The following is a 26,208-nucleotide window of genomic DNA, read 5'->3' as shown; positions in this document are numbered from 1 at the left end:
GCCCGGCACCCGCACTCGCGGCGGACGCCGGGCTCACGGCTTTCAGAACGCGATCAGGACGTGTGCACGATCAGCACGTCGACCTTGGACCGGCGCGCTACATTGGCGGGCACCGATCCGAGCAGGCGCCCGGCGATGGTGCTCAGGCCCACATTGCCGACGACCAGCAGATCGGCCTTGACCTGTTCGGCGAGGTCGACCAGCGCATCGACGGGCGCACCGACGACGGCCTTCTCCTCGACCTCTTTGGCACCGGCGGCCTTTGCCCGGTCGGTGGCCTCACGCAGGATTGCGTAGATCGGCGCATTGCCGGTGGTCTTGTAGCCCTCGTCCTTCAAGACGTCGGCGGCGTGATGGTCCTCGCTCTGCGGGAAATACGCGGTGGCGATAACCACTTTCGCTCCAGACCCCGCGGCGATCTCGCCCGCACGATCCACCGCACGCAACGACGAGTCCGATCCGTCCGTGCCGACCACGACGGTCCGATAGGCGCTCATTCATGCCCTCCAAGTTCGATGTCAAATCGATAGCTAGCCACCGAGACCCTAACGCCTCGCCCAACGGGCACGGGCGCAATTGGCCACACGACCCGCGGCGGGCGACGCCTCGGCAGTCTTCGTCACGTCGAATGGTAGCCCCGATGAGCCCTGCGCAAACCGTTCCGTGACCGAGATGACCAGGCCAGCAGCCCGATCTGTCGTATCGCAGCACCCATGCTCCGGTGATATCCGACACCATGCTCCACAGCCCGCAAAGCGGCGGTGCCGCGTTTGCTGGGAGCGTGACACCATCCCGGCTGCGACAAAGCACGGGTGGTACCGGGATCGCGCCCGGTACCACCCGTGTCTGTAACTAATTGTGTGTCAGGCGAACTCACTTACCGGTGAGCTTGTCCTTGACGGCTTCGACGCCGTCCTTGACCTTGTCGGCGGCGTTGGTGAGGTGATCCTTGACCGCGGCGACGGCCTGGTCGACCTGGCCTTCGGATTCCAGATCCGAGTTACCGGTGGCCGAACCGACCTTCTCCTTGGCCTGGCCCTTGAGATCCTCGGCCTTGTTCTTGGCGTTGTCGGCGATTCCCATTCTTCTCTCCTCTTCGTGTGTGAGCCCGCAGGGTTCTGCGGTCTCGGCCTATTTCGCTGTCCTTTCGGCCAGCAGTTGGAATTCGAGATCCGTGTCGGCGGCGCGGCGAAGGTCCTGCTCGCACCGATGCGCGAGCTGGCGGATCCGGGCCGAGTCGGTGGTCACCGGGAACTCGGCGCTGACGCGGACCACCGGGCGTCCGGACACGGTGCGGGTGGCCGCCTTCGCCGACACCACCGCGGGGTGGTTACCCAGATCTGTCGCCGCCGCATCGGCCAGTCGGGCCAGATCTATGGCTCCGACATGATCGGTGGATACGGCCCGAACCGAACGCGGCCGCAGGTGCGACAGGGTCAGCCAGGCACCGATCAACAGCAGGACCGCGCCACCGGCACCGAGCGCCGCCTGCCACAGGTGCCACTCGGTCGCGCGTCCGAGCGCGTCGGGGTCGATGCGCGCCGCGGTATCCCTGGCTACGGCCACATCGGCGCCGTAGCCGATCACCCATGCCGCACCGGTCAGTATCAGCACGGCCAGCAGTCCGGTGAGTACGCGGTCGAATACGCGTAGTGACGTGCTCATCGCACACTTCCCCCGTCATCCCCGAAGTTCTGTTCATCGAGCCATTGCCGTTGGTGGCCGCGCCGAACCCAGACGAGGTCGTCGATGGGCTCGTGGGTGCGCTTGCGCGGTTTGACAGCGATGACCAGCAGGACCGCGCCGATCAACGCCGCCGCGACCGCACCCGGCCAGGTCCACCATTGCCAGCGGGCATCGGCCAGCGCCGAGAGCACAGGAGCGATCCAAGGGTCCTCGGGCGTCAACGCGTCCCGGATGGCCACCGCGCCGAGCGCCATCAGCAGGACCGCGAAGATCACACCGCAGTAGGTGGCGCCGGCGATCCGGCGCGGAGCGAAGCGGCGTGACGCACTACCGACGGCCGCGGGCACCGGCACCTCGGCATCCGCGTAGGCATCGGCGACTTGGGCCGGCGTCCGGTCCGACTCGACTCGGGTGATGGTCACCTCAACCCGATCGGGATGCTCGCCGAGCGTGGTGGCGAGTTCACGCACCACCGCCGACCGGGCCGAAGCCAGCACCGTGGCGCTGTCGACGGGCCATGCCGCGGCGATCTGAACGTCCAAGCCCGCCGGGTGATCGGCGATGGTGACCGACGGCAATGTCCGCCCGGGAACCATGGTCCGGTGTGCGACCACACCGGGTGTGGCCAGGATGGCGCGTTCGATCACCCGTTCGCGCACCCGGTCGTCGATCAGCGTGCGCCCGCGGGTGGTCGGCTCCACCACCTGCGTCACCGCCTCGCTCGTCATGGTCAGCTCCCCGACCTGCGACCGAGCGCGGTCAGATCGATGGTGCCGTCGAGATGGGCACCGATGACCGCACCTGCGGCACCGAGTACCAGAGCCAGCAGGAAGCCGATCAGCCCGCCGGTCACCGCCGCGATGGCCACCAGCAGGCCCGCGAAAAGCCCTGGTATCACGTACTTCTCAGTCATTGTCTTCTCCTCTTGGGTCAAGGTCCCAGCGGCTCCACTACGGGGCCGCCACATCTCCCACCACCACTTCCACCGGCACCCCGGCGGCCGTACTTGCGACCTGCTGTACCTGGGTGGCGGTGTCGAGCAGGTTTCCCCGGAGTGCAAGGACAACGTGAACCTTGCCGTCCTGGGAGCCCAACCGGATCCCGCCCACCGTGCGGCCGGGCAGGTACGTGGTCGGGACACCGGGGCCCGAGTGCAGGCCGACCACACCGTCGACGGCGGTCACCGCCGCGACGACGCGATCGACCCGCTCGCTCGCGGCGCTCACTGGACGCGGGGTTGCGCGTCGGTCGCGGTCTCCTCGCCGTTGTCGTCATCGGCGAAGTGCACGTCGTGCACCGTGATGTTGACCTCGGTCACCTCGAGGCCGGTCATGTTCTCGACGGCGGAGATGACGTTGTTGCGGATGCCATCGGCGAGATCGTGGATGGCCACCCCGTACTCGGCGACGATGCCGATATCGACGGCCGCCTGGCGCTCGCCGACCTCGACGTTGACGCCCTGGGTGAGATTCTGCGTACCGGGCAAAGTCTCACGCAGTTTCCCAACTACCCGGGCGGCCTGCCCGCCGAGGTCGTAGACGCCGTCGACCTCACGGGTCGCGATGCCGGCGATCTTGGACACGACGACGTCGGCGATGGTGGTGACGCCGTGGTCGGAAGCCAGCTTCTCCAACTCCTTGCCTGCGCTTTCCGCCTTGGCTGCGGAGCTGACCTCACGGGACGGTGCTGCAGTGGTCATGCGAGTCTCCTTCACGAGTTCCTCCAGCTCGGAACGTTCTGTCCGGCTCACATGGTTAGTCGGCGCGGGGTGCGCGGAGCGCACGCACGGGAGATGTAGAACACAGCGGGTTTGAAATGTGCGCTAAATGGACAACTAGTGCGGGGTGCTCGACTCGCTGCCCGATGAGACGCTCGCCCGACGCGCTCAGCGGGGTGATCCGGCAGCGTTCGACGCGTTGGTCGTCCGCCATGCGCCGGCGTTGCTGAGATTTGTCAGGCAAACGTATCCGGAGTCCGGTGACTGCGACGATATCGTCCAAGAGACCTTCATCGCCGCATGGAAGGCGCTGCCCAACTTCGCGTTCCGCTCGGCGTTCCGAACCTGGCTGTACTCCTTGGCGTCTCGCAAGACCGTCGACGCGATGCGCCGTCGGCGGCCACAGAACGATCTGGATTCGGCCCCGGAGACCCCGGACTTCCGACCGGGCCCAGGCCAGCGGGCCGAGCACGCCGCTTTCTTGACGGCCCTGAACAGCGAACTGGCCAAGCTCCCATACCCGGCGCGCGCCGCCTGGTGGCTGCGGGAGGTGTACGACCTGCCGGTGGCGGAAATCGCCACGGTGCTGCATACGACCGAGGGATCGGTCCGGGGATTGTTGCAGCGCACCCGGAAACGTCTGGCCACCACACTGGAGGAGTTCCGACCATGAGGACGACCGGCCGGTTTTACAGTGGTGCCCCAGTGCGCAACACTGGAGACCATATGAGCACGGCAGCGCGGGACGATTACGAAGCCACCGCCGAAGCGGCGGCCTGGATCGCCGACGCCACCCGCCGATTCGCCGGTCTGCATGAGCCGGAAGCCGAGAGCGATAACCGTTGGGCCGAAACCGGTTCGGCGCTCACCGAGCTACGAAGCGGTATCGCCCAACGCATCTCGGCCTTACCGCGGCGAGGCAAGCTGATCCGCACCGCACGCAAGGGAATCGGCGTCACGCACATCGCGTTGGCCAAGCTGCTCACCTGGGCGCTGGCCGAGCCGGCGGCCGAGGTCGCCGCGGCCGTCGCCGATGTCGAACTCAGCGTCGAAGACAATGTCCTGACCGCCGTTCACATCCATCTCATCGGCATCGGCGCCGAACAACGGCGACACACCTATCTGGAGGACGGTGATTCGCTGCGCCGCGACGCCGCGGTGGTGCTGCGCGAGACGATCGGTGTCGACACCGCCGAGATCACCGCGACCTGGGATGACGTGGTCGTCACCGGTCGGTGAGACCGTGCGGGACCTGGCACGCGGACCGGGTGCCGACATGTGCGAGGGTGAGCTAGCGACAACAGTTCGGGTCGAGCACCGAACACAGTGCGATCAAGGACTCATGGTGGGCGCGGTGATAGACATTCATTCCGCGCCGCTCCGACACGACGAAACCCGCTCGCCGCAACTGTGACAGGTGATGGCTCACAGTCGATTCCGTCAGCTCCACCGCTGCCGCGAGGTCGCAACTGCACACTTCACCCTCGCTACTGCTGAACAGCAATGACATCAGTTTGACCCGCACCGGATCGGCCAACGCTTTGAGGCGCAACGCAATCTCCAATGCCGCATCGTCCTCGACGGGGCCGGCGGCGACCGGCGAGCAACAGACCGGCGCGGATACATCGATGGTCGGCAGCGTTTTCGGCATGAAGCCATCCTGCCACACCTTATTGACAAATATCGAAGAGGTGGCAGGATCGACGGTGCCTGTAGTTCGACATAAGCCACAAAGGTAGGAGGCGGTCATGTCCCGCGCTCAACTCGCCCTCAACGTCCATGACCTCGATGAGGCCATCGCGTTCTACTCCAAACTGTTCAACACATCCCCGGCCAAGGTGAAACCGGGATACGCCAACTTTGCGGTCACCGAACCGCCGCTGAAACTCGTGCTCATCGAAAACCCCGGCCACGGTGGAACGATCAACCACCTCGGTGTCGAAGTCGAATCCAGCCAGGCCGTCCACGCCGAAATCGCCCGCCTCACCGACGAAGGCATGTTCACCGAAGAGGAAATCGGCACCACCTGCTGCTTCGCGACCCAGGACAAGGTGTGGGTGACCGGCCCGGCAGGCGAGAAATGGGAGGTCTACACCGTGCTGGCCGACTCCGACACCTTCGGCACCAACTCGACGGCACTGGTCGCCGATGGCGCCGGGGCGGGAACCTGCTGCACCACCGACAACGCATGACCGCCGACACCGATGCCGGGAGCGGATCGGTCGTCGTCGCGAAACTCTCGACGCTCGACCGATTCCTCCCGGTTTGGATCGGTACCGCCATGCTCGCCGGTCTGCTGCTGGGCCGGCTGGTCCCCGGCGTCAGCACCGCGCTCAATAGCGTTCAGGTGCAGGGCATCTCGGTCCCCATTGCCCTCGGCCTGCTGATCATGATGTACCCCGTGCTGGCGAAGGTCCGCTATGACCGGCTGGACACCGTCACCGGCGACCGCAAGCTGTTGCTGAGTTCCCTTGTCCTGAATTGGTTGATCGGTCCGGCGCTGATGTTCGCGCTGGCCTGGCTGCTGGTGCCCGACCTGCCCGAATACCGTACGGGCCTGATCATCGTCGGCCTGGCACGTTGCATCGCCATGGTCATCATCTGGAACGACCTGGCCTGCGGTGACCGGGAAGCCGCGGCCGTGCTGGTCGCGCTCAACTCGCTGTTCCAGGTCGTCATGTTCGCGGTGCTGGGCTGGTTCTACCTGTCGGTGCTGCCGGGGTGGCTGGGCTGGGACACCGCGTCCATCACCGCCTCACCGTGGCAGATCGCCCAATCCGTCCTGGTGTTCCTGGGCATCCCGCTGCTGGCCGGCTATCTGTCCCGGCGACTGGGCGAGAAGGCCAAAGGCCGCACCTGGTACGAAACCCGATATCTGCCCAAGGTCGGGCCGTGGGCGCTCTACGGCCTGCTGTTCACCATCGTCATCCTCTTTGCACTGCAAGGCGAACAGATCACGAGCCGACCGGTCGACGTGGTGCGTATTGCCGCTCCCCTACTGATCTATTTCGCCGTCATGTGGAGTGGCGGATACCTGCTCGGAGCCGCGCTCGGACTGGGTTACGAGCGCACCACCACGCTCGCGTTCACCGCGGCCGGCAACAATTTCGAACTCGCCATCGCCGTGGCGATCGCCACCTACGGCGCCACCTCCGGCCAGGCACTCGCCGGGGTGGTCGGCCCGATGATCGAGGTGCCGGTCCTGGTCGCCCTCGTCTACGTATCCCTGTTCCTGCGCAAGCGCTTCTGGCCCCAGACGAAAGTTTCGACCACATGAGCGACACCAAACCCGCAGTTCTTTTCCTCTGCACCCACAATGCCGGGCGCTCCCAGATGGCCATGGGATTCTTCCGCTGCGTCGCCGGGGAAGGCGCGGACGTGTACTCGGGTGGATCAGAACCGGCCGCCGCACTCAATCCAGCCGCCGTGGCCGCGATGGCCGAAAAGAACATCGACATTTCTGGTCAACAGCCGCAGCGGTGGACCCCCGAGATCGTCGAAGCGGTGGATGTCGTGGTCTCCATGGGCTGCGGTGACGAATGCCCCTACATTCCCGGCAAGCGTTACGAGAACTGGGAACTCGCCGATCCGGCCGGCCAGGACATCGACGCGGTTCGTCCCATCCGCGACGATATCGAGCGCCGCGTTCGGGTCCTTCTGGACGAGCTCGGTGTCCGCCGGCCGACCTGATCCGCCGGCAGCCAGACACCAGATGCCGTCGATACGGCCACGAGCGAGTGACGGGATTCGAACCCGTGTAAACGGCTTTGCAGGCCGGTGCCTAGCCACTCAGCCACACCCGCAGCACCGCTCAATCTGCCACCGACGGTGACGTTGTCACAGAGTTGCGCTCGCCGTGATCGTTACTTCCCTTGTCTCCGGTCACCCCGGTCGCACCGTCGTTCTCCCGCCCCACCGGGCGTTCCGACGACCGCATCCCCGGTTCGACGGCGCTGGCCTCGGTGCGACTCGGCTCCCGGCCCACCGTCGGGCGCTCGATCTTGTCCTCGGAGCTGTCGCCTGCCGACGACCGACTCGAGGGCCTGGTGAGCTCCGCCCTGATCGACGCTTCGGACGATTCCGTTTCCGCACGCGTCGGGGCGGTCTCCTCGGTATCGGTGGAGTGCGACGGATCATCGGTCGGTTCGAGAACCGGTTCCAGCGCCGGCGTTTCGACGACGGGCTCCTCCACGACCGGCTCGTCGATGATGGGCTCATCCACAGCAGGGTTCTCCACCACGGGCTCGTCCACAACAGGCACGTCCACAGAGGGCTCATCCACTTCCGGGGCGTCCTGGACAGGCTCTTCGACAACGGGTTCGACGACGGGTTCGACGACGGGCTCTTCCAGAACGGGTTCGCCGACAACGGGATCCGCCGATAACGGATCGGTCACCGGTTCGACGCCCACCCCACCGACGGTTTCCTCGACGGCGACGGGCGCTTCGGCCGACACCGCCTCGCCCCGCGGTTCGGTGACCGCGGCGCCGAGCGACCGTGGGGCGTCGAGCGCCTCCTGTCCGTCGGCCTCCGCCGGGGCGTCCGTTCCGCTCTGCTCGGCCACCATGGCGCGCATGCCCGCTCCCACACCGACCGGTTCGGTCGCCGTGCTCGCACCGGAAAACCCGCCCAGGATCGACCCGAGCAGGTTGGTCACGGCCGAGACCACCCCGGCCACCAGGTTCGGCACGAAGCTCAGCACCTGAGTGACCACGTGTTGGATGAGTTCCAGCAGCGAGCCCAACGGATTCGACGGGTTGCCCGGATTGCTCGGCGAGCAACCGTCGAGGCAGTCGATCAGACGCTGGAAGTCACGCAGCGCCTCCGGGCTGCCCTTGAAGTTCCCGTATTCGTCGAACAGACCGAAGAAGCGTTCATCGCCGATGGCGTTCATATCGTCTTTGGTCGTGTACATGAAGATGGGACCGCCGCCGGAGAACGCTTGCCACGCATTCAGCAGATCGGTGATGAACGCCAGCTGCTTTTCCGGGGTGACAACACTGGTCGGCAGACCGTACTCACTGATCCAGATCTTCAGTTGTTCCTCGCCCGGTTGCTGATGCTGATCCATCAACTCACGGATCTTCTGGATCTGGAACAGCGGCATCAGTTCGCGCCAGTCCAAGTCGCCCTGCTCGGAGAATTTGGTGTCGAAGTTGTACGGATGAATCGAGATCGCGTCGAAGAACCCGTCTGCACCGGCGGCGTACATCGCCTCCACGAAGTCGACGGCGTTCATCGTGGCATCGCCCCAGGTGAGGGTGGCGCTCACAACGGCACCGACGACAGTGATATCCGGATTGACCGATTTGAGTGAGGTGTAGGTCGCCTGCAACAGCCGGGTGTACTCCACCGGATCGATCGGGTTCCAGAAGAACGACGCGTTCGGCTCGTTCCACACCTCGTAGGCGGTGATCTTGTCGCGGTACCGGTCGGCGACGGCGGCCGCGAAATCGGCAAAGTCCTGCACGTCGGACGGATGTCCGCTGCCGGTCGGGCCGTCGGTCGCCCAGTCGGGCGACCACTGCAGGACGCCGAGGATCCCCATTCCCCGCCGGTCCGCCTCGTAGACGATCTGGTCGAGCTTGGCCCAGTCGAGGTCTGCCTCCCAGTCGACCGGAGCACCCATGGGGTCGGTGGGTTGGACGAAAATCCACGGCACCAAAAGCCGGACGTTCTTCACTCCGAGCGACTCGATCAGATCGAGATGCTCGATCACCTGCTCGAGGCTGTCGGTGAAGTAGATGTTCGAGTCCGCCATCCCGACGGTGGACGGTGATTCCACGATCGCAGCGATATTGACGACCTCGTGAGCAACCACGCGAGGGGTGGCGGGCATAGCAAAGTGGCTACCGGTGGCCGCAACAAGCGCAACGGTTGCGACGCCAATAACGATTCGGTTGGTAAAAGTGCGTACCAGCCGAACACCGCGACCCCACATATGACCACCCAGCTCTCAGTAATGGCGTCGAACCTGCAGGGATCGACAATGCAGGGAAATTAGCGGACAGGACCACCTTTCGCGCAACTTACTCGAAAGTAATGTGCAAACTACTCAGTGTTCCATAACTGGACCATTCTTCAGCAAATAATTTGCAGGCCGGTAATTTCCAAAGAAACGACAGAATGTGCGATTCTGGCAAATGCCACAAAATCCTGGTCCCGCACGAGGCGCTGTCCCGCCGGGGTCACAGCAGACGCAATAGTCCAGCTGGGAGCAGGCTTCCCAAGAACATCAACGGTTGACCGCCGCCACAGCAGAACTCAGCCGTACCACCACTCACTCTCCAGCTAAGTCCGCCGCCGCTGCGCGCCCGGGGCGGGCAAAGTCCACCCCAGCGTGTGGACAACGAGTGCCGATACCGGACACGGTGTCACTTCTCGACACCTGTCTTGAGATATGAGATGCCGCCTCTGATCGCGGATGGTCGGTCCCGTCGGGTGGCGCGCCAGGCCGCGATGACGGCCACACATGCCAGCGCCGCGAAGACGATGAACAGCACCCGGGCTGCGTGCACATCATCGGTCGCGGAGTGGTTGACGACGACGCCCGCCAGCCCGGCCCCGAACGCACCGCAGATCAACTGGACGGTGTTGATGGCCGCGGCCGCCACGGGCCCCTCCGCCGGATCGTCGACACCGCCCATGGCCCACGCCGACAGATGAGGCCAGGCCATTCCGATCCCCGTTCCGGTGATCACCAACGCCGCCACCCACAACCCGACCGACCAACCCGCCATCGACTGCTCGACCATCATTGCCGAGCCCACCAGACCGACGATCATCACCACCGGCGAGGCGACCACGATCCGGACCACGACCCCACGGCGATCGGCCGAAGCGCTCAGGATCTCGCTGACGGTCCAGCCCACGGCCAGTGCCACGCCCAGAAAGCCGGCCGCCAACGGTGCCAGGTGCGCCAGCCGCTGACCGAACAACGGCACGTACATGTCCACCATCGTCGAGGCCATCAGCAGACCCAGGGTGAGATACATCCACTTCAGGGGCCCGCGCCGGAAAGCCGTGCGCGGCAGGACCGAGTGACCCGTCGCCGGGCCGGCCGTCGCCAGCGCCGCCCGGCGATCAACCACGATGAACGCACCGATCAGCGCCCCACTCAGCGCGAGGATCAGACCGGTCATGAGCAGGTCGGACGCCAGACCTGCCACGCTGACCAGCAGGGCCGCGGCGCCCAACAGCATCAGCGACCAGATCGGAACCCTGCTTGCCGCCGGCCGATCACCGCGAGTGCGTTTGGGCAGCGATATCGGCACCAGCGCGGCGATCATCGCGGTCAGTACCACCAGGGCGCCGAAAGCCCAACGCCACGAGGCGAACTGGGCGAATATTCCGCCGGCCGCCGGGCCCAGTAGCGTGCCCACCCCCCACATCGCCGATACCAGCGCCGAGGCGCGCGTCCACAGCGCTTCCGGTAATGCGGTGTTGATCACCGCGTAGCCGAGGCCCGCCAGCAGGCCGCCGGCGCCACCCTGGATGGTGCGCCCCACCAACAGCAATTCCATCGTCGGCGCCAGCGCACAGGTGATGCTGGCCAACCCGAAGACCGTCAACGCGCCGAGATACGCCGACCGGGGGCCGAACCGCGCCAGCACCGCGCTGACGGTCGTCGCAGCGGCCACCGAGGCGACCAGGTAGACCGTCATCACCCACGCGTAGAAGCGCTGCCCGCCGATCTCGGCGACGGCGCTGGGCATCAGGCTGATGGTCAAGAACTCGTTGGTGGCATACAGTGCCACCCCGCCGGCCAGAACCGTCGAGACACCAAGGTGTTTCGGGCCCAGCAACGCACGCCAGCCGCTATCGGTCGAGACATCGGTGTCGGTCACCACGCCAACCTAGAAGCTCAACCGCGGTTGAGTTCAAGTCGGCATAGCGCGACGGTCGTCACTCCCCTACTTCAGGCCAGCGGCATCCATGCCGCGCAGCTCCTTCTTCAGGTCCTGGATCTCGTCGCGGATGCGCGCTGCCAGCTCGAACTGCAGATCGCGCGCGGCGGTCATCATCTGCTCGGTCAGATCCTTGATCAGATCGGCGAGCTCGGCGCGCGGCATGTTCGCCGTGTCACGCCCCTCCACGATGCCGGCGCTGACGGCGCGCCCGGGCTCACCCTGCGCACGCCTGCCGCGCGAGGAGTTGCGGCCCGACCCGCCGACCTCGACGTTCTCGGTATCGTCTGCCTCGCGGTACACCTGGTCGAGAATGTCGGCGATCTTCTTGCGCAGTGGCTGCGGATCAATGCCGTGGGCCTCGTTGTAGGCGATCTGCTTGGCGCGGCGACGCTCGGTCTCGTCGATCGCCTCTTTCATTGAGTCGGTGATCTTGTCGGCGTACATGTGCACCTCGCCGGACACGTTGCGGGCGGCGCGGCCGATGGTCTGGATGAGGCTGCGCGGCGACCGCAGGAAGCCCTCCTTGTCGGCGTCGAGGATCGCCACCAGCGACACCTCGGGCAGGTCCAGGCCCTCACGAAGCAGGTTGATCCCCACCAGCACGTCGTACTCGCCGAGTCGCAACTGACGCAGCAGCTCCACCCGGCGCAGCGTGTCGACCTCGGAGTGCAGATACCGCACCCGGATACCCATCTCCAACAGGTAGTCGGTGAGATCCTCGGCCATCTTCTTGGTCAAGGTCGTCACCAGCACGCGCTCGTCGCGTTCGGTGCGCAGTCGGATCTCGCCGATCAGATCGTCGATCTGGCCCTTGGTCGGTTTGACATGCACCTGCGGGTCGACCAAACCGGTCGGGCGGATGACCTGCTCGACGAACTCCCCGCCCGCCTGGGCCATCTCGTAATTACCGGGCGTGGCCGACAGATATACCGTCTGCCCGATGCGCTGGGCGAACTCCTCCCAGGTCAGCGGCCGGTTGTCGACCGCCGACGGTAACCGGAACCCGAAATCGACGAGATTGCGCTTACGCGACATGTCGCCCTCGTACATGCCGCCGATCTGCGGCACCGTGACATGGGACTCGTCTATTACGAGCAGGAAGTCCTCGGGGAAGTAGTCGATGAGAGTGGCAGGCGCGGTCCCGGGACCTCGGCCGTCGATATGTCGCGAATAGTTCTCGATACCGGAACAGAACCCGACCTGCTTCATCATCTCCAGGTCGTAGTTGGTGCGCATCCGGAGGCGCTGCGCCTCCAGCAGCTTGCCCTGGCCTTCCAGCTCGGCCAGTCGCTCCTCGAGCTCGGCCTCGATGCTGGAGATGGCCACGGCCATCCGGTCCGGTCCGGCCACGTAATGGGTGGCCGGGAAGATCCGCACCGAATCAACCTTGCGCACCACGTCACCGGTCAGCGGGTGCAGGTAGTACAGCGCCTCCACCTCGTCGCCGAAGAACTCGATGCGGATCGCCAACTCTTCGTACGCGGGGATGATCTCGACGGTGTCACCGCGCACCCGGAAGCTGCCCCGGGTGAAGGCGATGTCGTTGCGGTCGTACTGCACATCGACCAGCAGCCGCAGCAGTCCGTCGCGGGGTACGTCATCGCCGACCTTCAGCTCGACCGAGCGGTCCAGGTAGGACTGCGGAGTGCCCAGACCGTAGATACACGACACCGATGCCACCACCACGACATCGCGGCGCGACAACAGGCTCGACGTCGCCGAGTGCCGTAGCCGTTCGACATCGTCGTTGATCGAGCTGTCCTTCTCGATATAGGTGTCGGTCTGGGCGATGTACGCCTCGGGCTGGTAGTAGTCGTAGTACGAGACGAAGTATTCGACGGCGTTGTGCGGCAACATCTCCCGCAGCTCGTTGGCCAGCTGGGCGGCCAACGTCTTGTTGGGCGCCATCACCAGTGTGGGCCGCTGCAGCCGCTCGATCAGCCAGGCGGTGGTGGCCGACTTGCCGGTACCGGTGGCGCCGAGCAACACGATGTCGCGTTCGCCGGCGCGGACCCGGCGTTCCAGATCATCGATGGCTGCCGGCTGATCACCGGCCGGTTCGTACTCGCTGACCACCTCGAACCTGCCGCCCGAGCGGACGATGCCATCGACCGCGTCGGCGGCAGGCCGGTACTCCGACTGCGCCAACACAGGATGTTCGGTAGCGAATGCCATATCTCCAGATTAAGCGCGGGCACCGACAAGTTCATTCCCCGCGCGCACCCCGGCCGCGCTACCGTGACGCGGTGTCCGAACCCGCACGCATCGCCCTGCGACTCCTTGGACTGATTCTGCTGGTGGCGGGCGTGGTCTGCGCGGTCCTGCTGGTGTGGCCGGGTCCCGGTGAGATCGCGGCCCGGCTGGGCTCGACCTGCGGTGACGGCGGTCTCGGCCCGTCACACCAGTGCAGCTGGTTGGAGGCCGCCGACCTGTTGTGGACCGGCTCCGGGCTGGCGATCGTCATCGGGGCTGTGCTGCGCATCGTCACCCGCCCGCCCGGACGCGGGCCGCTCGTGCTCGACCTGCGCAGCCTGCGTCGAGGGCGCTGATATGCACCCACCCAAACGCGAGTACTTCGACCTGCGCGCCCGCACCAACACCGACCCGAAGGGCATCGTGCGCGATGTCGACGTGTTCGATGTGCGCCCCTGGGGCCTCTACATCGCCCGGCCCGCCCCCGGGCGTGACCAGTTCCACTACCTGGAGTCGTGGCTGCTGCCGGCGCTGAACCTGCGCGCCACCATCTTCCATTTCAACCCTGGCCACGAACGCGACCAGGACTTCTACCTCGATATCGGCGACTACACCGCCGGTGCGGACGGGTGGTCGGCCGAAGACCACTATCTCGACCTGATCGTGCGCACCGGTCGCGAGGTCGTCCTCACCGACACCGACGAGCTGATCGCCGCGGTGTGTGAGCAGCTGGTGGCTCCTGCGGTCGCGGAGCGCGCGATCACCGTCGCCACGGCGACCGTCGACGGATTGGCCCGCAACGGCTATGACCTGGACCGCTGGCTGGCCGGGCACGGTGTGGTGCTGACGTGGCGGGCGTAAAGTCACCGTCATGAGTGTTCGCAGGCACGCGGCGGTGCTGGCTGCCACGGCAACGGGGCTACTGCTGGCAGGGCAGCTCCTCCCGGCCTCGGCCGTCGCCGAGCCCGACACCGGACAGCCCCAACCGGCGGCCACCGACTCCGCCCCGGCACCGCTGCTGCACAACATCACCTACCGCGCGCGGGCCGACGGCACCTCACGCGGCGCGATCGTCGCCTACAAGGCCGACGACCAGAACGTCAACAGCGAGCAACCGACCCTACTGCCTGGCCAGACCTTCGAGGTCAACACCGTGATGACGGACCCGAAATTGGCGGGTCTGGAGCTGTCCATCGAGTGGCCGTACGGGTCGAACCTGCACTGCGAGATCCTGGTCGACGATCAGATCGTCGCCCAGGCCGATCAGTTCATCGCACCGCGCCTCTTCCGCCCCAAGGACGATCCGCTCTACGGGACCATCCAGTGCGGCGCACCGCTGAACGATCCGGCCTCCGGTGCCGCGGCCGCCGGTGTGCCGGCGCTGCCCGGCTACCCCGGACAGCCCGCCGCACCTCCGCCGGCCTGAGAGGTCAGCTGCTCCAGCCGGTGGTCTTCGCCCACTCCGCGGCGCGGCGGTAGGCGTCCAGGAACCACGGCTCTTTGGCCTCGGCGTAGTCCGGTGCCGTCAGGGCCCGCCGCTTGGCGGCCAGGTAGTCCTCGCGTACACCGGGGTTGGCGCGCAACCAGTCGACGAACAGCAGCGCGAACTGCTGATTGGGCCAGCCCTGCACCCGCAGATGCACATTGGCGGCTCGTCCGGGGTCGGACGAGGCATGAAACCGCTTGCGCCACAACGATTGATCGTCACTGTGCGCGGTGTCGGCATCGAGGTCGTGCACCCTCGGGTAGCCGGCCGTGTGCAGCGCGTCGACCAGTTCATCGGCGACCTCCAACGACGGGACGGTCACCTGGACGTCGATGACGTCCTTGGCGTCCATCCCGGGGACAGCGGTCGAACCGATGTGATCGATACGCGTCGCGCGATGCCCGCAGGCCGTGTTCAACCGGGCGAGGATCCGCTGCGCCTGATCCGGCCAGCTCGCGTCGTAGGGTACGACCGCGGCATCGCGCCGGGCGGGACGACCCGCCTCCAGATTGTGCGCGAACGGCAGGATGCGCTCATGCCACAGGCCGCGGGCCTGCTCGACGAGCGCACCCGGTGAACCGGAGTTGTCCAGCCAGATATCGGCCACCTTGCGGCGCTGTTCCTCGGTCGCCTGCGCGGCGATGCGGGCCCGGGCGTCGGCCTCGGAGAAGCCGCGATACTCGATGAGCCGGGCGACCCGCAGTTCGACATCGGCGTTGACGATGATGACCAGCGGGAACAGCGGCGCCATCTGCGACTCCACCAGCAGCGGGATGTCCTCGACGATGACGGCGTCCTCGGAGGCGGCGGCGATCAGCTCCGAACGGCGGTGTGCCACCAACGGATGGACGATGCCGTTGAGCGTCTTGCGCTTGCTCTCGTCGCTGAACGCGACGGCGGCCAGTGCGGGACGATTCAGGGCGCCGGCATCGGGACCGTCGGCGTGCAGGATGTCGTGGCCGAACGCATCGACAAGGGCGGCCAACCCCTCGGTGCCGGGTTCGACGACCTCGCGGGCGATGACGTCACCGTCGACGATGATCGCGCCCAGCTCGCTGAAGGTCGAGGACACCGTCGATTTGCCGGCGCCGATGCCGCCGGTCAGTCCGATACGAAGCACGCCCACAGTCTGTCAGGGCCCCGCGAGCAGACGCAAAAGTGCCGAAATCTGGGTGATCTGAGCAGTTCTGCGTCTGCTCGCCATGAAGCCCGGAGACGACGAACGCCCCGACCCATTGGGCCGGGGCGTCCGAAGAAACGAACTGCTAGGCGTTGCCTGCGAGCTTCTCCCGCAGAGCGGCCAGCTGGGCGTCGCTCGCCAGCGAACCGCCGGCCGACTCACCCTCGGAACGCGAGGAGCTGCTGGAGGACGACGGGCGGGCAGCCTCTTCGGCCTCGGCAGCGGCGAACTTCTCCATCTGCGCGGTGTGCATCTTGTGCCGACGCTCGGCCTCGGCGTACCGGGCCTCCCATTCGGTGCGCTGCTTGTCGAAGCCCTCGAGCCACTCGTTGGTGTCGGCATCGAAGCCCTCGGGGAAGATGTAGTTCCCCGCATCGTCGTAGCTGTCGGCCATGCCGTACTTCGAGGGGTCGAATTCCTCGGTGTAGTCCTCGTTGGCCTGCTTGAGGCTCAGCGAGATCCGGCGACGCTCCAGGTCGATGTCGATGACCTTGACCATCGCGTCGTCGCCGACCTGGACCACCTGGTCCGGGACCTCGACGTGACGCTCGGAGAGCTCCGAGATGTGCACCAGGCCCTCGATGCCCTCCTCGACGCGGACGAACGCACCGAAGGGCACCAGCTTGGTGACCTTGCCCGGCACGATCTGGCCGATGGCATGGGTGCGGGCGAAGTGACGCCACGGGTCTTCCTGAGTCGCCTTGAGCGACAGCGAAACCCGCTCGCGGTCCATGTCGACGTCGAGCACCTCGACAGTGACCTCGTCGCCCACGGTGACGACCTCGGACGGGTGGTCGATGTGCTTCCAGGACAGCTCGGAGACGTGCACCAGGCCGTCGACGCCGCCGAGATCGACGAAGGCGCCGAAGTTGACGATCGAGGACACGACACCCTTGCGGATGGCACCCTTGGTGAGCTGGTTGAGGAACTCGCTGCGCACCTCGGACTGGGTCTGCTCCAGCCAGGCGCGGCGGCTCAGCACCACGTTGTTGCGGTTCTTGTCGAGCTCGATGATCTTGGCCTCGATCTCCTTGCCGATGTACGGCTGCAGATCGCGGACACGACGCATCTCGACCAGGGAGGCGGGCAGGAAGCCACGCAGGCCAATGTCGAGGATCAGGCCGCCCTTGACGACCTCGATGACGGTGCCCTTGACGGCCTCGTCCTTCTCCTTGAGCTCCTCGATGGTGCCCCAGGCCCGCTCGTACTGAGCGCGCTTCTTGGACAGGATCAGGCGGCCTTCCTTGTCCTCCTTGGTGAGGACCAGTGCTTCGACCTCATCGCCCACGGAAACGACCTCATTGGGGTCGACATCGTGCTTGATGGACAGTTCGCGGGAAGGGATGACGCCTTCGGTCTTGTAGCCGATATCGAGCAGGACCTCGTCGCGGTCCACCTTGACGATGGTCCCTTCGACGATGTCGCCATCGTTGAAGTACTTGATGGTCTTGTCGATAGCGGCGAGGAAGTCTTCCGCGGAGCCGATGTCGTTGACGGCTACCTGCGGGGAAGTGACGGAGGGACTTGGCATGTGGTGGCTTGCTCCGGACAGGTTCAATCGTAGGGACAATGAGTTTCTGCTGTGTGGTCGTGCTGCACAATCGCGCGGGCCGGGCGGCAGATTCGACACCAGGCTCTTCGATGATGCGGTGTTCCCGCGGGGCCCCAGACATGACGGAGCGCACAGGTACTGTTCGAGGGTACTAGAGGTGGTACACGCTGGACAAACCCGACCCCTACGCCCCGCGGTGGTTAGTCTCCTCACGTGCCCGCGCTGACGCCACCTTCGCACCTACCGATATGGCCGCCGACCGTTCGCAAGGTCGGTGCGCCACTGGCGGTGATCATCGGCCTGAGCGTCATCGTCGGGCTGCTGATGATCCTGCTCACCGCGACAAACCCGGTGGGCACCGCCATCGGGTTCGTGCTGTCGAGCATCGCGATCACCCTGGTGGTGCTGTGTTATCTGTGGCTGGACCGGTGGGAGCCCGAACCCCCGCGGCTGCTGATCCTGGCCTTTCTGTGGGGCGCCTCGGTGGCCATCATCCTGTCCCTGGTCCTTGAGTTGTGGGCCGACGCCGTGTTCATCCCGACCCCGGGTCTGCCGGAAGGTTTCGAGTCGACGGCATTGCGCGCACCGATCATCGAGGAAGCAGCCAAAGGCCTGTTCCTGCTGATCATGATGACCGGCCGTCGCCGCCACGAGCTGAACTCGCTGACCGACTGTCTGGTGTACGCCGGCCTGGTCGGAGCGGGTTTCGCGTGGTTCGAGGACATCCTCTACATCGCCAACAGTGAATCGCTGGCCGGCTCGCTGGTGACTGCCGCGTTGCGACTGATCATGGCGCCGTTCGCCCATTCGCTGTTCGTCTCGGCGCTGGCTGTCGGGGTGTACTTCGCGCTGCATCGGCGCAATCCGCTGGCCAAGCTGAGCTGCATCGTGGCCGGCTACGTCGGCGCGGTGGTGCTGCACGCGATGTGGAACGGGTCGTCGGTGATCAGCATCGAGGCGTACTTCCTGGTGTACGTGTTCTGGATGATGCCGGTGTTCGTGCTGGCGATCTGGCTGGCGGTCAAGAGCAGGCATCGCGAGCAGCAGGTGGTGGCCGCCAAGCTGCCGAACATGGTGGCCGTCGGCCTGGTGACCGCGAACGAGGCCAGCTGGCTACGGTCCATCCGCACCCGCAAGCTGGCCGTCGCCGAGGTCACCCGGCATCGCGGCAAGGCCGCGGGCAAGGCGGTGCGGGGTTTCGCCTCCCAGGTCGTGGAGCTCGCGTTCGTGCGGGACCGCATCGACCGCGGGTTCGGCGACGCCCGGGTGCAGGCGCTGCTCACCGAGGAGGCCCATCGGGTGCATGCGGCGCGGGCGGCCACACCGGAACTGCAGTACCTGGCCGCCTACCGGATTCCCGGTCCCTGACGCAGGCCGGCCCGACGGCCCCGCCGGACGATCTGCCAGCACACCAGCCCGGCCTGCAGACCGAAGGCCACCGAGATCATCGATATCAAGGTGGCCGGTAGCGCCGAATCCCCGTCGGCGCCGAACAGCTCGGTGACACCGATCAGCCCCATCGAGCCGGGAACCAACAACCAGAACCCGGGCAGGATCATGGTGATGGCGGGCGGCGCGCCGCGCCGTCGCGACACCGCCAGCGCCACCAGCGTCAGCGCCAGACCGCCGCAGAAGCCGCTGGCATAGCTGCCGAGCAGCAGGTCGCCGGCGTATTGCGCGGCGAAGGCGGTGTAGGTGATGAGCAGCAGCCAGGGCAGGAACGACACCGGTGGTGCCAGGAACAACAGCACGCCCAGGCTGTAGACGGCGACGCCGAGCCACGGGGCCCACGGGCCGATGTGGTTGACCGCCTCCGAGCTCAGCTGGTCCTCGCGCATGCCGAGCAACTGGGTGGCGATGAGGATCCCGAACGCCAGCTGGATGATCTGCACGAAGCCGGCGATCAATCTGCTCGTGCCGGCGATGACATCACGCGAGGTCAGCTCGATGACCGCGAGTGTGATCGCCGCGCCCGGCAGGAACACCGCCAGCGGCGGTATCAGCGCACGCAGCCCGACATGATCGAGGTCCAACCGCAGCGCCGCCACGATGCAGATCGAGGCGACGGCGAAGGCACTGATCGCGGGCACCAGCTGGGCCAGTATCGGGACGCGCTGACCGGCGACCAGCAGTCCGCCGACCATGGCGCCGAGGGCCAGCGCGGCCAGCACGTTGAGAAATGTGGGTTCCAGCACCAGCGACAACCCGGCGCTCTGGATCCCGTAGCCGAGGACGGTCACCCATGACGGGTAGCGCCGGGTGGCCGCGCCGATGGCGTCCAGTCTGTTTTCGCCCTGTTCGGCGGACACCCGGCCGGCCAGCGCATCCGAGACCAGGCGGGCCAGCGGAAAGATCTGATCGAATCGCAGGTCGGCGTCCACCCTGGCGCCGTGCACCGCCGTGCCGCCGGAGCCGTCCGGGCCGACCACCTGGACGTGGTTGGGCAGCGCGATGCCGTCGTTGCGCACCCCGAACCGGGCCGCGGTGCGGTCGAGCGTCTGGCGCACCAGCGTCACCGGATAGTTCGCAGCACACATGGCCGCACCCAGCCTGGCCAGGAAGCGAATTTGCTGATCGCCCTCGGAGTTCATCGGCACGGGGCCGTGCTGACGCGGCGCTAGTGCGCCGCGGCGTCCCAGCTGCGTCCGAACCCGACCGAAACCTCCAGCGGCACGTCGAGCGGGTAGGCATTGCCCATGTGCTCGCGCACCAGCTTCTCGAGGGTGTCCCGCTCACCCTCGGCGACCTCGAACAGCAGCTCGTCGTGCACCTGCAACAGCATCCGGGAGTTCAGCCCGGCCGATTTGATGGCCTGGTCGACGTTGATCATGGCCACCTTGATGATGTCGGCGGCGCTGCCCTGGATCGGTGCGTTGAGCGCGGCCCGCTCGGCCGCCTCGCGGACGTTGCGGTTGCTGCTGTCCAATTCGGGCAGGTACCGGCGGCGGCCCAGTACCGTGGAGGTGTAACCGTCCTTGCGGGCCTGGTCGACCACATCACGCAGGTAGTCGCGGATGCCGCCGAACCGGTCGAAATACTGGTCCATCTGCTCTTTGGCCTCTTCGGTGCTGATCTTCAGCTGCGCCGAGAGACCGTAGGCGCTCAGCCCGTAGGCCAGGCCGTAGGACATCGCCTTGACCCGGCGGCGCAGCTCCGGGGTGACCTCGTCGATCGGCACGTCGAAGGCCCGTGACGCGACGAACGAGTGCAGATCCTCGCCGGTCTTGAAGGCCTCGATCAGACCCTCGTCCCGCGACAGATGCGCCATGATGCGCATCTCGATCTGGCTGTAGTCGGCCGTCATCAGTTCGGTGTAACCCTCGCCCACGACGAACCCGTCCCGGATCCGGCGGCCGGCCTCGGTGCGGATCGGGATGTTCTGCAGATTCGGCTCGGTCGACGAGAGCCGGCCGGTGGCCGCGATGGTCTGGTTGAACGTGGTGTGAATCCGGCCGTCTGCGGCCGTCGATGCCAGCAGTCCGTCGACGGTGACCTTGAGCCGGGTGGCGTCCCGATGGGCCAGCAGGTGCTGCAGGAACGGATGCCCGGTCTTGTCGAAAAGCCCCTGCAGCGCATCGGCATCGGTGGTGTAGCCGGTCTTGGTCTTCTTCGTCTTGGGCATTTCGAGCTCGTCGAACAGCACGACCTGCAGCTGTTTGGGCGACCCCAGGTTGATCTGCTTGCCGATCACCGCGTACGCCGCCTCGGCCGCGTCGCGGATGTAGTCGCCGAACTCGCTCTGCAGCCCGCGCAGGAAGTCCACGTCGACGGCGATGCCGGTGCTCTCCAGTTCGGCGAGCACCCGCTGCACCGGCAGTTCCATGCGCTCCAGCAGCGAGGATGAGTCGATACGGGCCAGCTCCTCGTCGAGCGCATCGGCCAGGTCCATCACCGCTGCGGCCCGCAGCAGCAGTGCCTGCACGGCCTGCTCGTCCACGCCGTCGTTGTCGTCGAGCAGCGAAAGCTGTTGTTGCTCGGGGTTTTCGGCGCGCAGCTCGCGCTTGAGATAACGCAGCGACAGGTCGTCGAGCGCGAAGCTGCGCTGCCCGGGCCGCACCAGGTAGGCCGCCAGCGCGGTATCGGAGGTGACGCCGGCCAGCTTCCAGCCGCGACCCTCCAGGTCGTGCATGGCGAGCTTGGCCTCGTGCAGCGCCTTGGGCGGGCCCGGGTCGGCCAGCCAGGCGGCCAGGGCGGCCTCGTCGTCGGGATGGATCGTGGCGGTGTCGATATAGCGCCCGTCACCGTCGTTGGCGACGATCGCCAGCGCGGTGGCATCACTGTCGAAGGCCAGGTGCGTTCCGACCACGGCGACACCGAACCGGTTGCCCAGGCTGTGCTCGGCCAGCCAGGCTGCCAGCTCGCCGGGCGCCAACGCCCCGCCCCGCACGTCGAAACCCTGGTCGACCTCCGGGTCCGCCGAGGCCAGCGTGTCGAAGAGCCGATCGCGCAGCACCCGGAACTCCAGGTCGTCGAACAGCCGGTGGATCTGGTCGCGGTCCCAGGGCAGCATCCGCAGGGTGTCCGGGGTGTGCGGCAGTGGCACGTTTTTGACCAGTTCGGTGAGCTCCCGGTTGAGCACCACCGAGGACAGGTTGGCGCGCAGCGCGTCGCCGACCTTGCCCTTGACCTTGTCCACGTTATCGACCAGACCCTGCAGGGAGCCGTGCTCGACGATCCACTTGGTCGCGGTCTTCTCCCCCACCCCCGGGATGCCCGGCAGGTTGTCACTCGGGTCGCCGCGCAGTGCGGCGAAATCCGGGTACTGCGCGGGAGTGAGGCCGTACTTCGCCGCCACCGCTTCCGGGGTGAACCGGGTCAGTTCGCTGACGCCCTTGACCGGGTACAGGACGGTGACATCGTCGCTCACCAACTGCAGTGAGTCCCGGTCTCCGGTGACCACCAGCACCCGGTACCCGGCGTCCTGGGCCTGGTTGGCCAGGGTGGCGATGATGTCGTCGGCCTCGAATCCGGGCTCGGCCAACACGGTGATGCCCAGCGCACCGAGCACCTCCTTGGTGATGTCGATCTGCCCGCGGAACTCGTCGGGGGTGGCCGAACGGCCCTCCTTGTACTCCGGGTACTTCACCTTGCGGAAGGTCTGCCGGGAGACGTCGAACGCGGCGGCGATATGGCTGGGTTGCTCGTCGCGGAGCAGGTTGATCAGCATCGCGGTGAATCCGTAGACCGCATTGGTGGTCAGACCACCCTGGGTCTTGAAGTTCTCGGCGGGCAGCGCGTAGAAGGCCCGGAAGGCCAGCGAGTTGCCGTCCAACAGCATCAGGGTCGGCTTCTGACCATCGGTTGTCGCGTCGCCGGCCGGTTTCTTGGCGGTGCTCTCGGTCTTCGCGGGGCTCACGCACCCAACTCTAGGCACCCGCTCCGACAGTTCCGCACCGCTACCCTGCGCGGTCTCCGGCGGCGGTCGCCCGATCCCGCAGCAAGCGCGCGGCCGGACCGCTCATGTCCCGCCGCCACGCCCACACCAGGCGCCCCCGTAACGCCGGGACGAGGTCCACCGCGTGCAGTCCGGGACGATTGCGGGCCATCGACTCGGGCAGGATCGCGATGCCCAGACCGTGCGCGCCCAGGTCGGCAAGTTCCAGCGGACTGGTCGCCTCGAACGCCACATTCGCGGTGATTCCTGCACGGGCACAGGCACTGTCGAGACGCGTCCGCAGTCCCGTCCCGCCGGGCAAGGAGATCAGCGGGTAGCCGGACAGTTCGGCCACCGGCAACGTCGCCCGGCCCGCCAGTAGATGATCTGCGGCCACCGCCGCGACAACGGCCTCGTCGGTCACCGTGTGGACACCCAGCCCGGGCGGATGCTCGTCGAGGCCGAGGGAGACGATGGCCAGGTCGAGGCGTCCGTCGGCGAGCTTCGCCAGCAACGCATCGGAATTGTCTGTGGCCAAGGTGATCTCGACGGCCGGGTACTGCGCGTGGAAGTCCGCGATCAGTCCGGCGATGTCCACCGGATGCAGTGTCACGGTGCCGATCGCGACCGCTCCCCGGATCAGGCCGGCGACCTCGTCGACCGCGCGTCGGGCCGCCCGCACGGCGGCCAGCGCCGCTCGCGCATGCGGGAGGAACGCGATACCGGCCTGGGTCAGCCGGACATCCCGGCTGGAGCGGGTCAGCAGCGCTTGGCCGACCTGGCGCTCCAGACGCCGGATCTGCGCGCTCACCGCCGGTTGCGCCACCCGCTCCCGCTCGGCAGCCCTGGTGAAACTGCGCTCCTCGACCACCGCGACAAAGTACTCCAGTTGGCGCAACTCCATATGAATTGATTATAGATACGAGAACAAACATGTATTGGAGTTATTCACGCTGTTCACGCACGGTGGTGGCATGGATACAGAGATGGTGATCGCCGGGGCGGGAATCGGTGGCCTTACTACCGCCTTGACCCTGCACGCACGCGGGGTCCGGACCGTCAACCTCGAACGCGTGAGTACCTTGCGCCCCCTCGGCGTGGGGATCAACCTGCTGCCGCACGCGGTCCGGGAACTGGACCAACTCGGACTGGCCACCGCGGTACGCGATATCGCGATCGCACCGCATTCGATCGAGTTCTACGCCTCCTCCGGCGCTCTCCTGTTCCGCGAACCACGCGGGCTGGCCGCCGGGGACAGCCACCCGCAACTGTCGGTGCATCGCGGCACATTGCAGATGCTGCTGCTCGATACCGTCACCGAGCGCCTCGGCGATCGCGCGGTCCGAACCGGAGTCGGTGTCACCGGATTCACCCAGAATGCCGACGGCGTCCAGGTGCACACCACGGCCGGAAAAATCTGCGGCGCAGCGCTGATCGGCGCGGACGGAATCAACTCGGCGGTACGCCGCACCCTTCACCCCGTGGCCGACCCGCTGATGTGGTCGGGTATCACGATGTTTCGCGGGGTCGCCGACGTCCCGGCATTCCTCGATGGGCAGACCATGGTGATCGTCAAGGGTGATGACGGAGTCGAACTGGTGGCCTACCCGATCGGCGAGCGGTTGGTGAATTGGGTTCTGCAGGTCCCTACCGGATCCGCGGGCGTGCTCGACGGTGACACACAGTGGAACGCGGCGGCCGACGCAACGCAGGTGCGCGGGCACGTCGCCGACTGGCGGCTGGACCGGCTGGACCCGGTGGCGCTGATCGAATCAACTCGACAGATCTACCAGTACCCCATGGTCGACCGGGAACCGTTGCCGCACTGGGGAACCGGACGGGTGACGCTCCTCGGCGACGCAGCCCACCCGATGTATCCGGTGGGCGCCAACGGCGGATCCCAGTCCATCGTCGACGCCAGGGTGTTGGCCGACGAGTATGCCGCGCACGGGATCCCCGGGCTGTGCCGCTACGCCGAGCAGCGGCGCCGTGAGACCGCCGCGGTGATCGCCGCCAACCGCGATATGCATCGCGCATCCGGTCGCACCACGGCCGATCTGCATCGCATCACCGCCAAGTACCGCCACGACACCGCAGGGAGCAACCACTGATGGCCACTTACGTCTTGATTCCCGGAATGTGCCACGGCGCCTGGTGTTTCGACGATCTGGCAGCGGCACTGCGCACCGAGGGCCACCGTGTGCTGGCGGTGACGCTCACCGGTGTCGCCGAACGAGCCCACCTGTTGCCGGGCGGGGTCAACCTGGACACCCACATCCTCGATGTGATCGGTGCCATCGACGCAGGCGCCGAGGGCGATGACGAACTCGTCCTGGTCGGACACAGCTACGGCGGGATGGTGATCACCGGTGTGGCCGACCGCATGGCCCATCGGGTGGCATCGCTGGTGTTCGTCGACGCGGTGGTCCCCCACGATGGTGAGTCCTGCTGGGAGCTGGTCAACGAGGAGGAACGTCAGTGGTATGTCGGCGTCGATGCGACCGGTTTCGGCGTCCCGCCGATGCCGTTCTTCGACGACCGCGCGACCGCGCACCCGTTGGCCACCGTCCTGCAGCCGCTGCGACTCGACGGCGATCTGAACCGGTTTCGTCGGCGGGTCTTCGTCTACGCATTGGGCTGGCCTGGTGATTCGCCGTTGCGACCCTCCTACGAGCGGGTGCGCGACGATCCGAGCTGGGTGGTCCACGAACTCGACGGCAAGCACAACCTCATGCGCGACAACCCCGACGACCTGCTGCGCATCCTGCTGACCCCGACCTGAGAACTGCAACACGTTTCAGTTTTGCGCTCGGTCTGGGTATTCTGACGTCCGTGCCAGCAGCATCGACAGCTCCCGCGGTGGAAGGGTGGTTCGCCACCGATGAGTCCGGGGCCACGCATCTGATCGGCGGTAAGTGCACCGCCTGTGCCACCTATGTCTTCCCGCCCCGGGAAAACAACTGCCCCAACCCCGGCTGCGACAGCGACACCCTGGCCCTGGTCCCGCTATCCCGGCGCGGCACCGTGTGGAGCTACACCGAAAACCGCTACGCACCACCGCCGCCGTATCCCTCCCCCGATCCGTTCCAACCGTTCGCCGTCGCCGCGGT

Annotated in this window: 28 protein-coding genes and 1 tRNA gene; 12 read left to right on the top strand and 17 right to left on the bottom strand. The window is 66.5% G+C overall.

What is annotated here, in order from left to right:
• Window positions 1–53: 53 nt before the first annotated feature.
• The 7 genes from IC40_RS0123830 to IC40_RS0123800 form a co-directional block, all read right to left on the bottom strand.
• On the bottom strand, window positions 54–497 hold the full coding sequence (locus IC40_RS0123830) for a universal stress protein (protein WP_019511520.1): 444 nt from the start codon (window positions 495–497) through the stop codon (window positions 54–56).
• A 376-nt stretch (window positions 498–873) separates the two neighbouring features.
• Window positions 874–1,083, bottom strand: coding sequence for a CsbD family protein (locus tag IC40_RS0123825; protein WP_019511519.1), 210 nt, complete (start codon window positions 1,081–1,083; stop codon window positions 874–876).
• A gap of 48 nt (window positions 1,084–1,131) precedes the next feature.
• Window positions 1,132–1,665 (bottom strand): hypothetical protein, encoded by a 534-nt coding sequence (locus tag IC40_RS0123820; RefSeq protein WP_030137173.1) that lies wholly within the window; start codon window positions 1,663–1,665, stop codon window positions 1,132–1,134.
• Window positions 1,662–2,414, bottom strand: coding sequence for a hypothetical protein (locus IC40_RS0123815; RefSeq protein ID WP_042509762.1), 753 nt, complete (start codon window positions 2,412–2,414; stop codon window positions 1,662–1,664). Before IC40_RS0123815 ends, IC40_RS0123820 begins: the two co-directional genes overlap by 4 nt.
• A gap of 2 nt (window positions 2,415–2,416) precedes the next feature.
• The gene (locus IC40_RS0123810; protein ID WP_030137171.1) at window positions 2,417–2,599 is read right to left on the bottom strand and encodes a DUF2273 domain-containing protein; all 183 of its coding nucleotides are present in this window, start codon (window positions 2,597–2,599) and stop codon (window positions 2,417–2,419) included.
• Window positions 2,600–2,636: 37 nt separating this feature from the next.
• The gene (locus tag IC40_RS0123805; protein ID WP_030137170.1) at window positions 2,637–2,912 is read right to left on the bottom strand and encodes a hypothetical protein; all 276 of its coding nucleotides are present in this window, start codon (window positions 2,910–2,912) and stop codon (window positions 2,637–2,639) included.
• Window positions 2,909–3,385, bottom strand: a complete 477-nt coding sequence (locus IC40_RS0123800) for an Asp23/Gls24 family envelope stress response protein (protein ID WP_030137169.1) — start codon at window positions 3,383–3,385, stop codon at window positions 2,909–2,911. The genes IC40_RS0123805 and IC40_RS0123800 overlap by 4 nt, the downstream gene beginning before the upstream one ends.
• A 145-nt stretch (window positions 3,386–3,530) precedes the next feature.
• Between IC40_RS0123800 and IC40_RS0123795 the strand changes: the two genes are divergently transcribed.
• Together IC40_RS0123795 and IC40_RS0123790 are read left to right on the top strand one after the other, a co-directional pair.
• The gene (locus IC40_RS0123795; protein WP_030137168.1) at window positions 3,531–4,076 is read left to right on the top strand and encodes an RNA polymerase sigma factor; all 546 of its coding nucleotides are present in this window, start codon (window positions 3,531–3,533) and stop codon (window positions 4,074–4,076) included.
• 53 nt (window positions 4,077–4,129) lie between these two features.
• Window positions 4,130–4,642: a hypothetical protein gene (locus IC40_RS0123790; RefSeq protein WP_030137167.1), complete on the top strand. Its 513-nt coding sequence runs from the start codon at window positions 4,130–4,132 to the stop codon at window positions 4,640–4,642.
• Window positions 4,643–4,694: 52 nt separating this feature from the next.
• Here the strand turns inward: IC40_RS0123790 and IC40_RS0123785 are convergent, their stop codons facing one another.
• On the bottom strand, window positions 4,695–5,054 hold the full coding sequence (locus tag IC40_RS0123785) for an Rv2640c family ArsR-like transcriptional regulator (RefSeq protein WP_030137166.1): 360 nt from the start codon (window positions 5,052–5,054) through the stop codon (window positions 4,695–4,697).
• Window positions 5,055–5,151: 97 nt separating this feature from the next.
• Here IC40_RS0123785 and IC40_RS0123780 point away from each other — a divergent pair, with 97 nt between their 5' ends.
• Genes IC40_RS0123780 through IC40_RS0123770 form a run of 3 tightly spaced genes read left to right on the top strand, consistent with a single transcriptional unit; the run spans window position 5,152 to window position 7,093 of the window.
• On the top strand, window positions 5,152–5,595 hold the full coding sequence (locus tag IC40_RS0123780) for an ArsI/CadI family heavy metal resistance metalloenzyme (protein ID WP_030137165.1): 444 nt from the start codon (window positions 5,152–5,154) through the stop codon (window positions 5,593–5,595).
• Window positions 5,592–6,680, top strand: coding sequence for an ACR3 family arsenite efflux transporter (arsB, locus tag IC40_RS0123775; protein ID WP_030137164.1), 1,089 nt, complete (start codon window positions 5,592–5,594; stop codon window positions 6,678–6,680). Before IC40_RS0123780 ends, arsB begins: the two co-directional genes overlap by 4 nt.
• The gene (locus tag IC40_RS0123770) at window positions 6,677–7,093 is read left to right on the top strand and encodes an arsenate reductase/protein-tyrosine-phosphatase family protein (protein ID WP_030137163.1); all 417 of its coding nucleotides are present in this window, start codon (window positions 6,677–6,679) and stop codon (window positions 7,091–7,093) included. Before arsB ends, IC40_RS0123770 begins: the two co-directional genes overlap by 4 nt.
• Before the next feature lie 42 nt (window positions 7,094–7,135).
• Here the strand turns inward: IC40_RS0123770 and IC40_RS0123765 are convergent.
• From IC40_RS0123765 to uvrB, 4 genes are all read right to left on the bottom strand, one after another.
• Window positions 7,136–7,206 (bottom strand) — tRNA-Cys (locus tag IC40_RS0123765).
• A gap of 8 nt (window positions 7,207–7,214) precedes the next feature.
• Window positions 7,215–9,242, bottom strand: a complete 2,028-nt coding sequence (locus IC40_RS26985; RefSeq protein WP_051644426.1) for a cellulase family glycosylhydrolase — start codon at window positions 9,240–9,242, stop codon at window positions 7,215–7,217.
• 535 nt (window positions 9,243–9,777) lie between these two features.
• The gene (locus IC40_RS0123755) at window positions 9,778–11,250 is read right to left on the bottom strand and encodes an MFS transporter (RefSeq protein WP_042509839.1); all 1,473 of its coding nucleotides are present in this window, start codon (window positions 11,248–11,250) and stop codon (window positions 9,778–9,780) included.
• Between the two features lie 66 nt (window positions 11,251–11,316).
• Window positions 11,317–13,488, bottom strand: coding sequence for an excinuclease ABC subunit UvrB (uvrB, locus tag IC40_RS0123750; protein ID WP_030137160.1), 2,172 nt, complete (start codon window positions 13,486–13,488; stop codon window positions 11,317–11,319).
• Window positions 13,489–13,559: 71 nt separating this feature from the next.
• On the opposite strand from uvrB, the gene IC40_RS0123745 reads away from it, so the two are divergent.
• From IC40_RS0123745 to IC40_RS26675, 3 genes are read left to right on the top strand one after another with little or no spacing between them, the layout of a single operon-like run.
• Entirely contained in the window at window positions 13,560–13,862 is a 303-nt protein-coding gene (locus IC40_RS0123745; protein ID WP_030137159.1) for a hypothetical protein, read from the top strand.
• A 1-nt stretch (window position 13,863) separates the two neighbouring features.
• A complete protein-coding gene (locus IC40_RS0123740; protein ID WP_030137158.1) occupies window positions 13,864–14,367 on the top strand; it encodes a ribonuclease FAU-1 family protein in 504 nt (167 codons plus the stop codon).
• 10 nt (window positions 14,368–14,377) lie between these two features.
• A complete protein-coding gene (locus IC40_RS26675) occupies window positions 14,378–14,932 on the top strand; it encodes a hypothetical protein (protein ID WP_042509763.1) in 555 nt (184 codons plus the stop codon).
• A 4-nt stretch (window positions 14,933–14,936) separates the two neighbouring features.
• Here IC40_RS26675 and coaE read toward each other — a convergent pair whose 3' ends face one another.
• Together coaE and rpsA are read right to left on the bottom strand one after the other, a co-directional pair.
• Entirely contained in the window at window positions 14,937–16,112 is a 1,176-nt protein-coding gene (coaE, locus tag IC40_RS0123730; protein WP_030137156.1) for a dephospho-CoA kinase, read from the bottom strand.
• A 145-nt stretch (window positions 16,113–16,257) separates the two neighbouring features.
• The gene (rpsA, locus tag IC40_RS0123725; protein ID WP_019511500.1) at window positions 16,258–17,703 is read right to left on the bottom strand and encodes a 30S ribosomal protein S1; all 1,446 of its coding nucleotides are present in this window, start codon (window positions 17,701–17,703) and stop codon (window positions 16,258–16,260) included.
• Between the two features lie 234 nt (window positions 17,704–17,937).
• On the opposite strand from rpsA, the gene IC40_RS0123720 reads away from it, so the two are divergent.
• Complete coding sequence (locus tag IC40_RS0123720; RefSeq protein WP_030137155.1) at window positions 17,938–19,092, top strand: PrsW family intramembrane metalloprotease; 1,155 nt, start codon at window positions 17,938–17,940, stop codon at window positions 19,090–19,092.
• On the opposite strand, the gene IC40_RS0123715 is transcribed toward IC40_RS0123720, so the two are convergent.
• From IC40_RS0123715 to IC40_RS0123705, 3 genes are read right to left on the bottom strand one after another with little or no spacing between them, the layout of a single operon-like run.
• The gene (locus IC40_RS0123715) at window positions 19,071–20,315 is read right to left on the bottom strand and encodes a threonine/serine exporter family protein (RefSeq protein WP_030137154.1); all 1,245 of its coding nucleotides are present in this window, start codon (window positions 20,313–20,315) and stop codon (window positions 19,071–19,073) included. The two genes, IC40_RS0123720 and IC40_RS0123715, sit on opposite strands and share 22 nt — an antisense overlap.
• Window positions 20,316–20,341: 26 nt before the next feature.
• Window positions 20,342–23,080: a DNA polymerase I gene (gene polA, locus IC40_RS0123710; RefSeq protein WP_030137153.1), complete on the bottom strand. Its 2,739-nt coding sequence runs from the start codon at window positions 23,078–23,080 to the stop codon at window positions 20,342–20,344.
• Between the two features lie 40 nt (window positions 23,081–23,120).
• Complete coding sequence (locus tag IC40_RS0123705; protein ID WP_030137152.1) at window positions 23,121–24,002, bottom strand: LysR family transcriptional regulator; 882 nt, start codon at window positions 24,000–24,002, stop codon at window positions 23,121–23,123.
• 49 nt (window positions 24,003–24,051) lie between these two features.
• Between IC40_RS0123705 and IC40_RS0123700 the strand changes: the two genes are divergently transcribed.
• The 3 genes from IC40_RS0123700 to IC40_RS0123690 form a co-directional block, all read left to right on the top strand.
• Window positions 24,052–25,209 (top strand): FAD-dependent monooxygenase, encoded by a 1,158-nt coding sequence (locus IC40_RS0123700; protein ID WP_411431667.1) that lies wholly within the window; start codon window positions 24,052–24,054, stop codon window positions 25,207–25,209.
• Window positions 25,209–25,880: an alpha/beta fold hydrolase gene (locus IC40_RS0123695; protein ID WP_030137150.1), complete on the top strand. Its 672-nt coding sequence runs from the start codon at window positions 25,209–25,211 to the stop codon at window positions 25,878–25,880. The genes IC40_RS0123700 and IC40_RS0123695 overlap by 1 nt, the downstream gene beginning before the upstream one ends.
• 50 nt (window positions 25,881–25,930) lie before the next feature.
• A partial coding sequence (locus tag IC40_RS0123690) for a Zn-ribbon domain-containing OB-fold protein (protein WP_036470751.1) occupies window positions 25,931–26,208 on the top strand: 278 nt, incomplete at its 3' end.

The sequence above is a fragment of the Mycolicibacterium neoaurum ATCC 25795 genome, assembly GCF_000691525.1.
In the GTDB taxonomy this organism is placed as follows: Bacteria; Actinomycetota; Actinomycetes; order Mycobacteriales; family Mycobacteriaceae; genus Mycobacterium; species Mycobacterium neoaurum.
This window is presented reverse-complemented; position numbering and strand designations above follow the sequence as displayed.

What these genes read in the sequence shown, in the direction of transcription:
- IC40_RS0123830 (WP_019511520.1), bottom strand. Translation starts at nt 497, where the DNA reads ATGAGCGCCTATCGGACCGTCGTGGTCGGCACGGACGGATCGGACTCG.
- IC40_RS0123825 (WP_019511519.1), bottom strand. Translation starts at nt 1,083, where the DNA reads ATGGGAATCGCCGACAACGCCAAGAACAAGGCCGAGGATCTCAAGGGC.
- IC40_RS0123820 (WP_030137173.1), bottom strand. Translation starts at nt 1,665, where the DNA reads ATGAGCACGTCACTACGCGTATTCGACCGCGTACTCACCGGACTGCTG.
- IC40_RS0123815 (WP_042509762.1), bottom strand. Translation starts at nt 2,414, where the DNA reads ATGACGAGCGAGGCGGTGACGCAGGTGGTGGAGCCGACCACCCGCGGG.
- IC40_RS0123810 (WP_030137171.1), bottom strand. Translation starts at nt 2,599, where the DNA reads ATGACTGAGAAGTACGTGATACCAGGGCTTTTCGCGGGCCTGCTGGTG.
- IC40_RS0123800 (WP_030137169.1), bottom strand. Translation starts at nt 3,385, where the DNA reads ATGACCACTGCAGCACCGTCCCGTGAGGTCAGCTCCGCAGCCAAGGCG.
- IC40_RS0123790 (WP_030137167.1), top strand. Translation starts at nt 4,130, where the DNA reads ATGAGCACGGCAGCGCGGGACGATTACGAAGCCACCGCCGAAGCGGCG.
- IC40_RS0123785 (WP_030137166.1), bottom strand. Translation starts at nt 5,054, where the DNA reads ATGCCGAAAACGCTGCCGACCATCGATGTATCCGCGCCGGTCTGTTGC.
- IC40_RS0123780 (WP_030137165.1), top strand. Translation starts at nt 5,152, where the DNA reads ATGTCCCGCGCTCAACTCGCCCTCAACGTCCATGACCTCGATGAGGCC.
- arsB (WP_030137164.1), top strand. Translation starts at nt 5,592, where the DNA reads ATGACCGCCGACACCGATGCCGGGAGCGGATCGGTCGTCGTCGCGAAA.
- IC40_RS0123770 (WP_030137163.1), top strand. Translation starts at nt 6,677, where the DNA reads ATGAGCGACACCAAACCCGCAGTTCTTTTCCTCTGCACCCACAATGCC.
- IC40_RS26985 (WP_051644426.1), bottom strand. Translation starts at nt 9,242, where the DNA reads ATGCCCGCCACCCCTCGCGTGGTTGCTCACGAGGTCGTCAATATCGCT.
- uvrB (WP_030137160.1), bottom strand. Translation starts at nt 13,488, where the DNA reads ATGGCATTCGCTACCGAACATCCTGTGTTGGCGCAGTCGGAGTACCGG.
- IC40_RS0123740 (WP_030137158.1), top strand. Translation starts at nt 13,864, where the DNA reads ATGCACCCACCCAAACGCGAGTACTTCGACCTGCGCGCCCGCACCAAC.
- IC40_RS26675 (WP_042509763.1), top strand. Translation starts at nt 14,378, where the DNA reads ATGAGTGTTCGCAGGCACGCGGCGGTGCTGGCTGCCACGGCAACGGGG.
- rpsA (WP_019511500.1), bottom strand. Translation starts at nt 17,703, where the DNA reads ATGCCAAGTCCCTCCGTCACTTCCCCGCAGGTAGCCGTCAACGACATC.
- IC40_RS0123715 (WP_030137154.1), bottom strand. Translation starts at nt 20,315, where the DNA reads ATGAACTCCGAGGGCGATCAGCAAATTCGCTTCCTGGCCAGGCTGGGT.
- IC40_RS0123705 (WP_030137152.1), bottom strand. Translation starts at nt 24,002, where the DNA reads ATGGAGTTGCGCCAACTGGAGTACTTTGTCGCGGTGGTCGAGGAGCGC.
- IC40_RS0123695 (WP_030137150.1), top strand. Translation starts at nt 25,209, where the DNA reads ATGGCCACTTACGTCTTGATTCCCGGAATGTGCCACGGCGCCTGGTGT.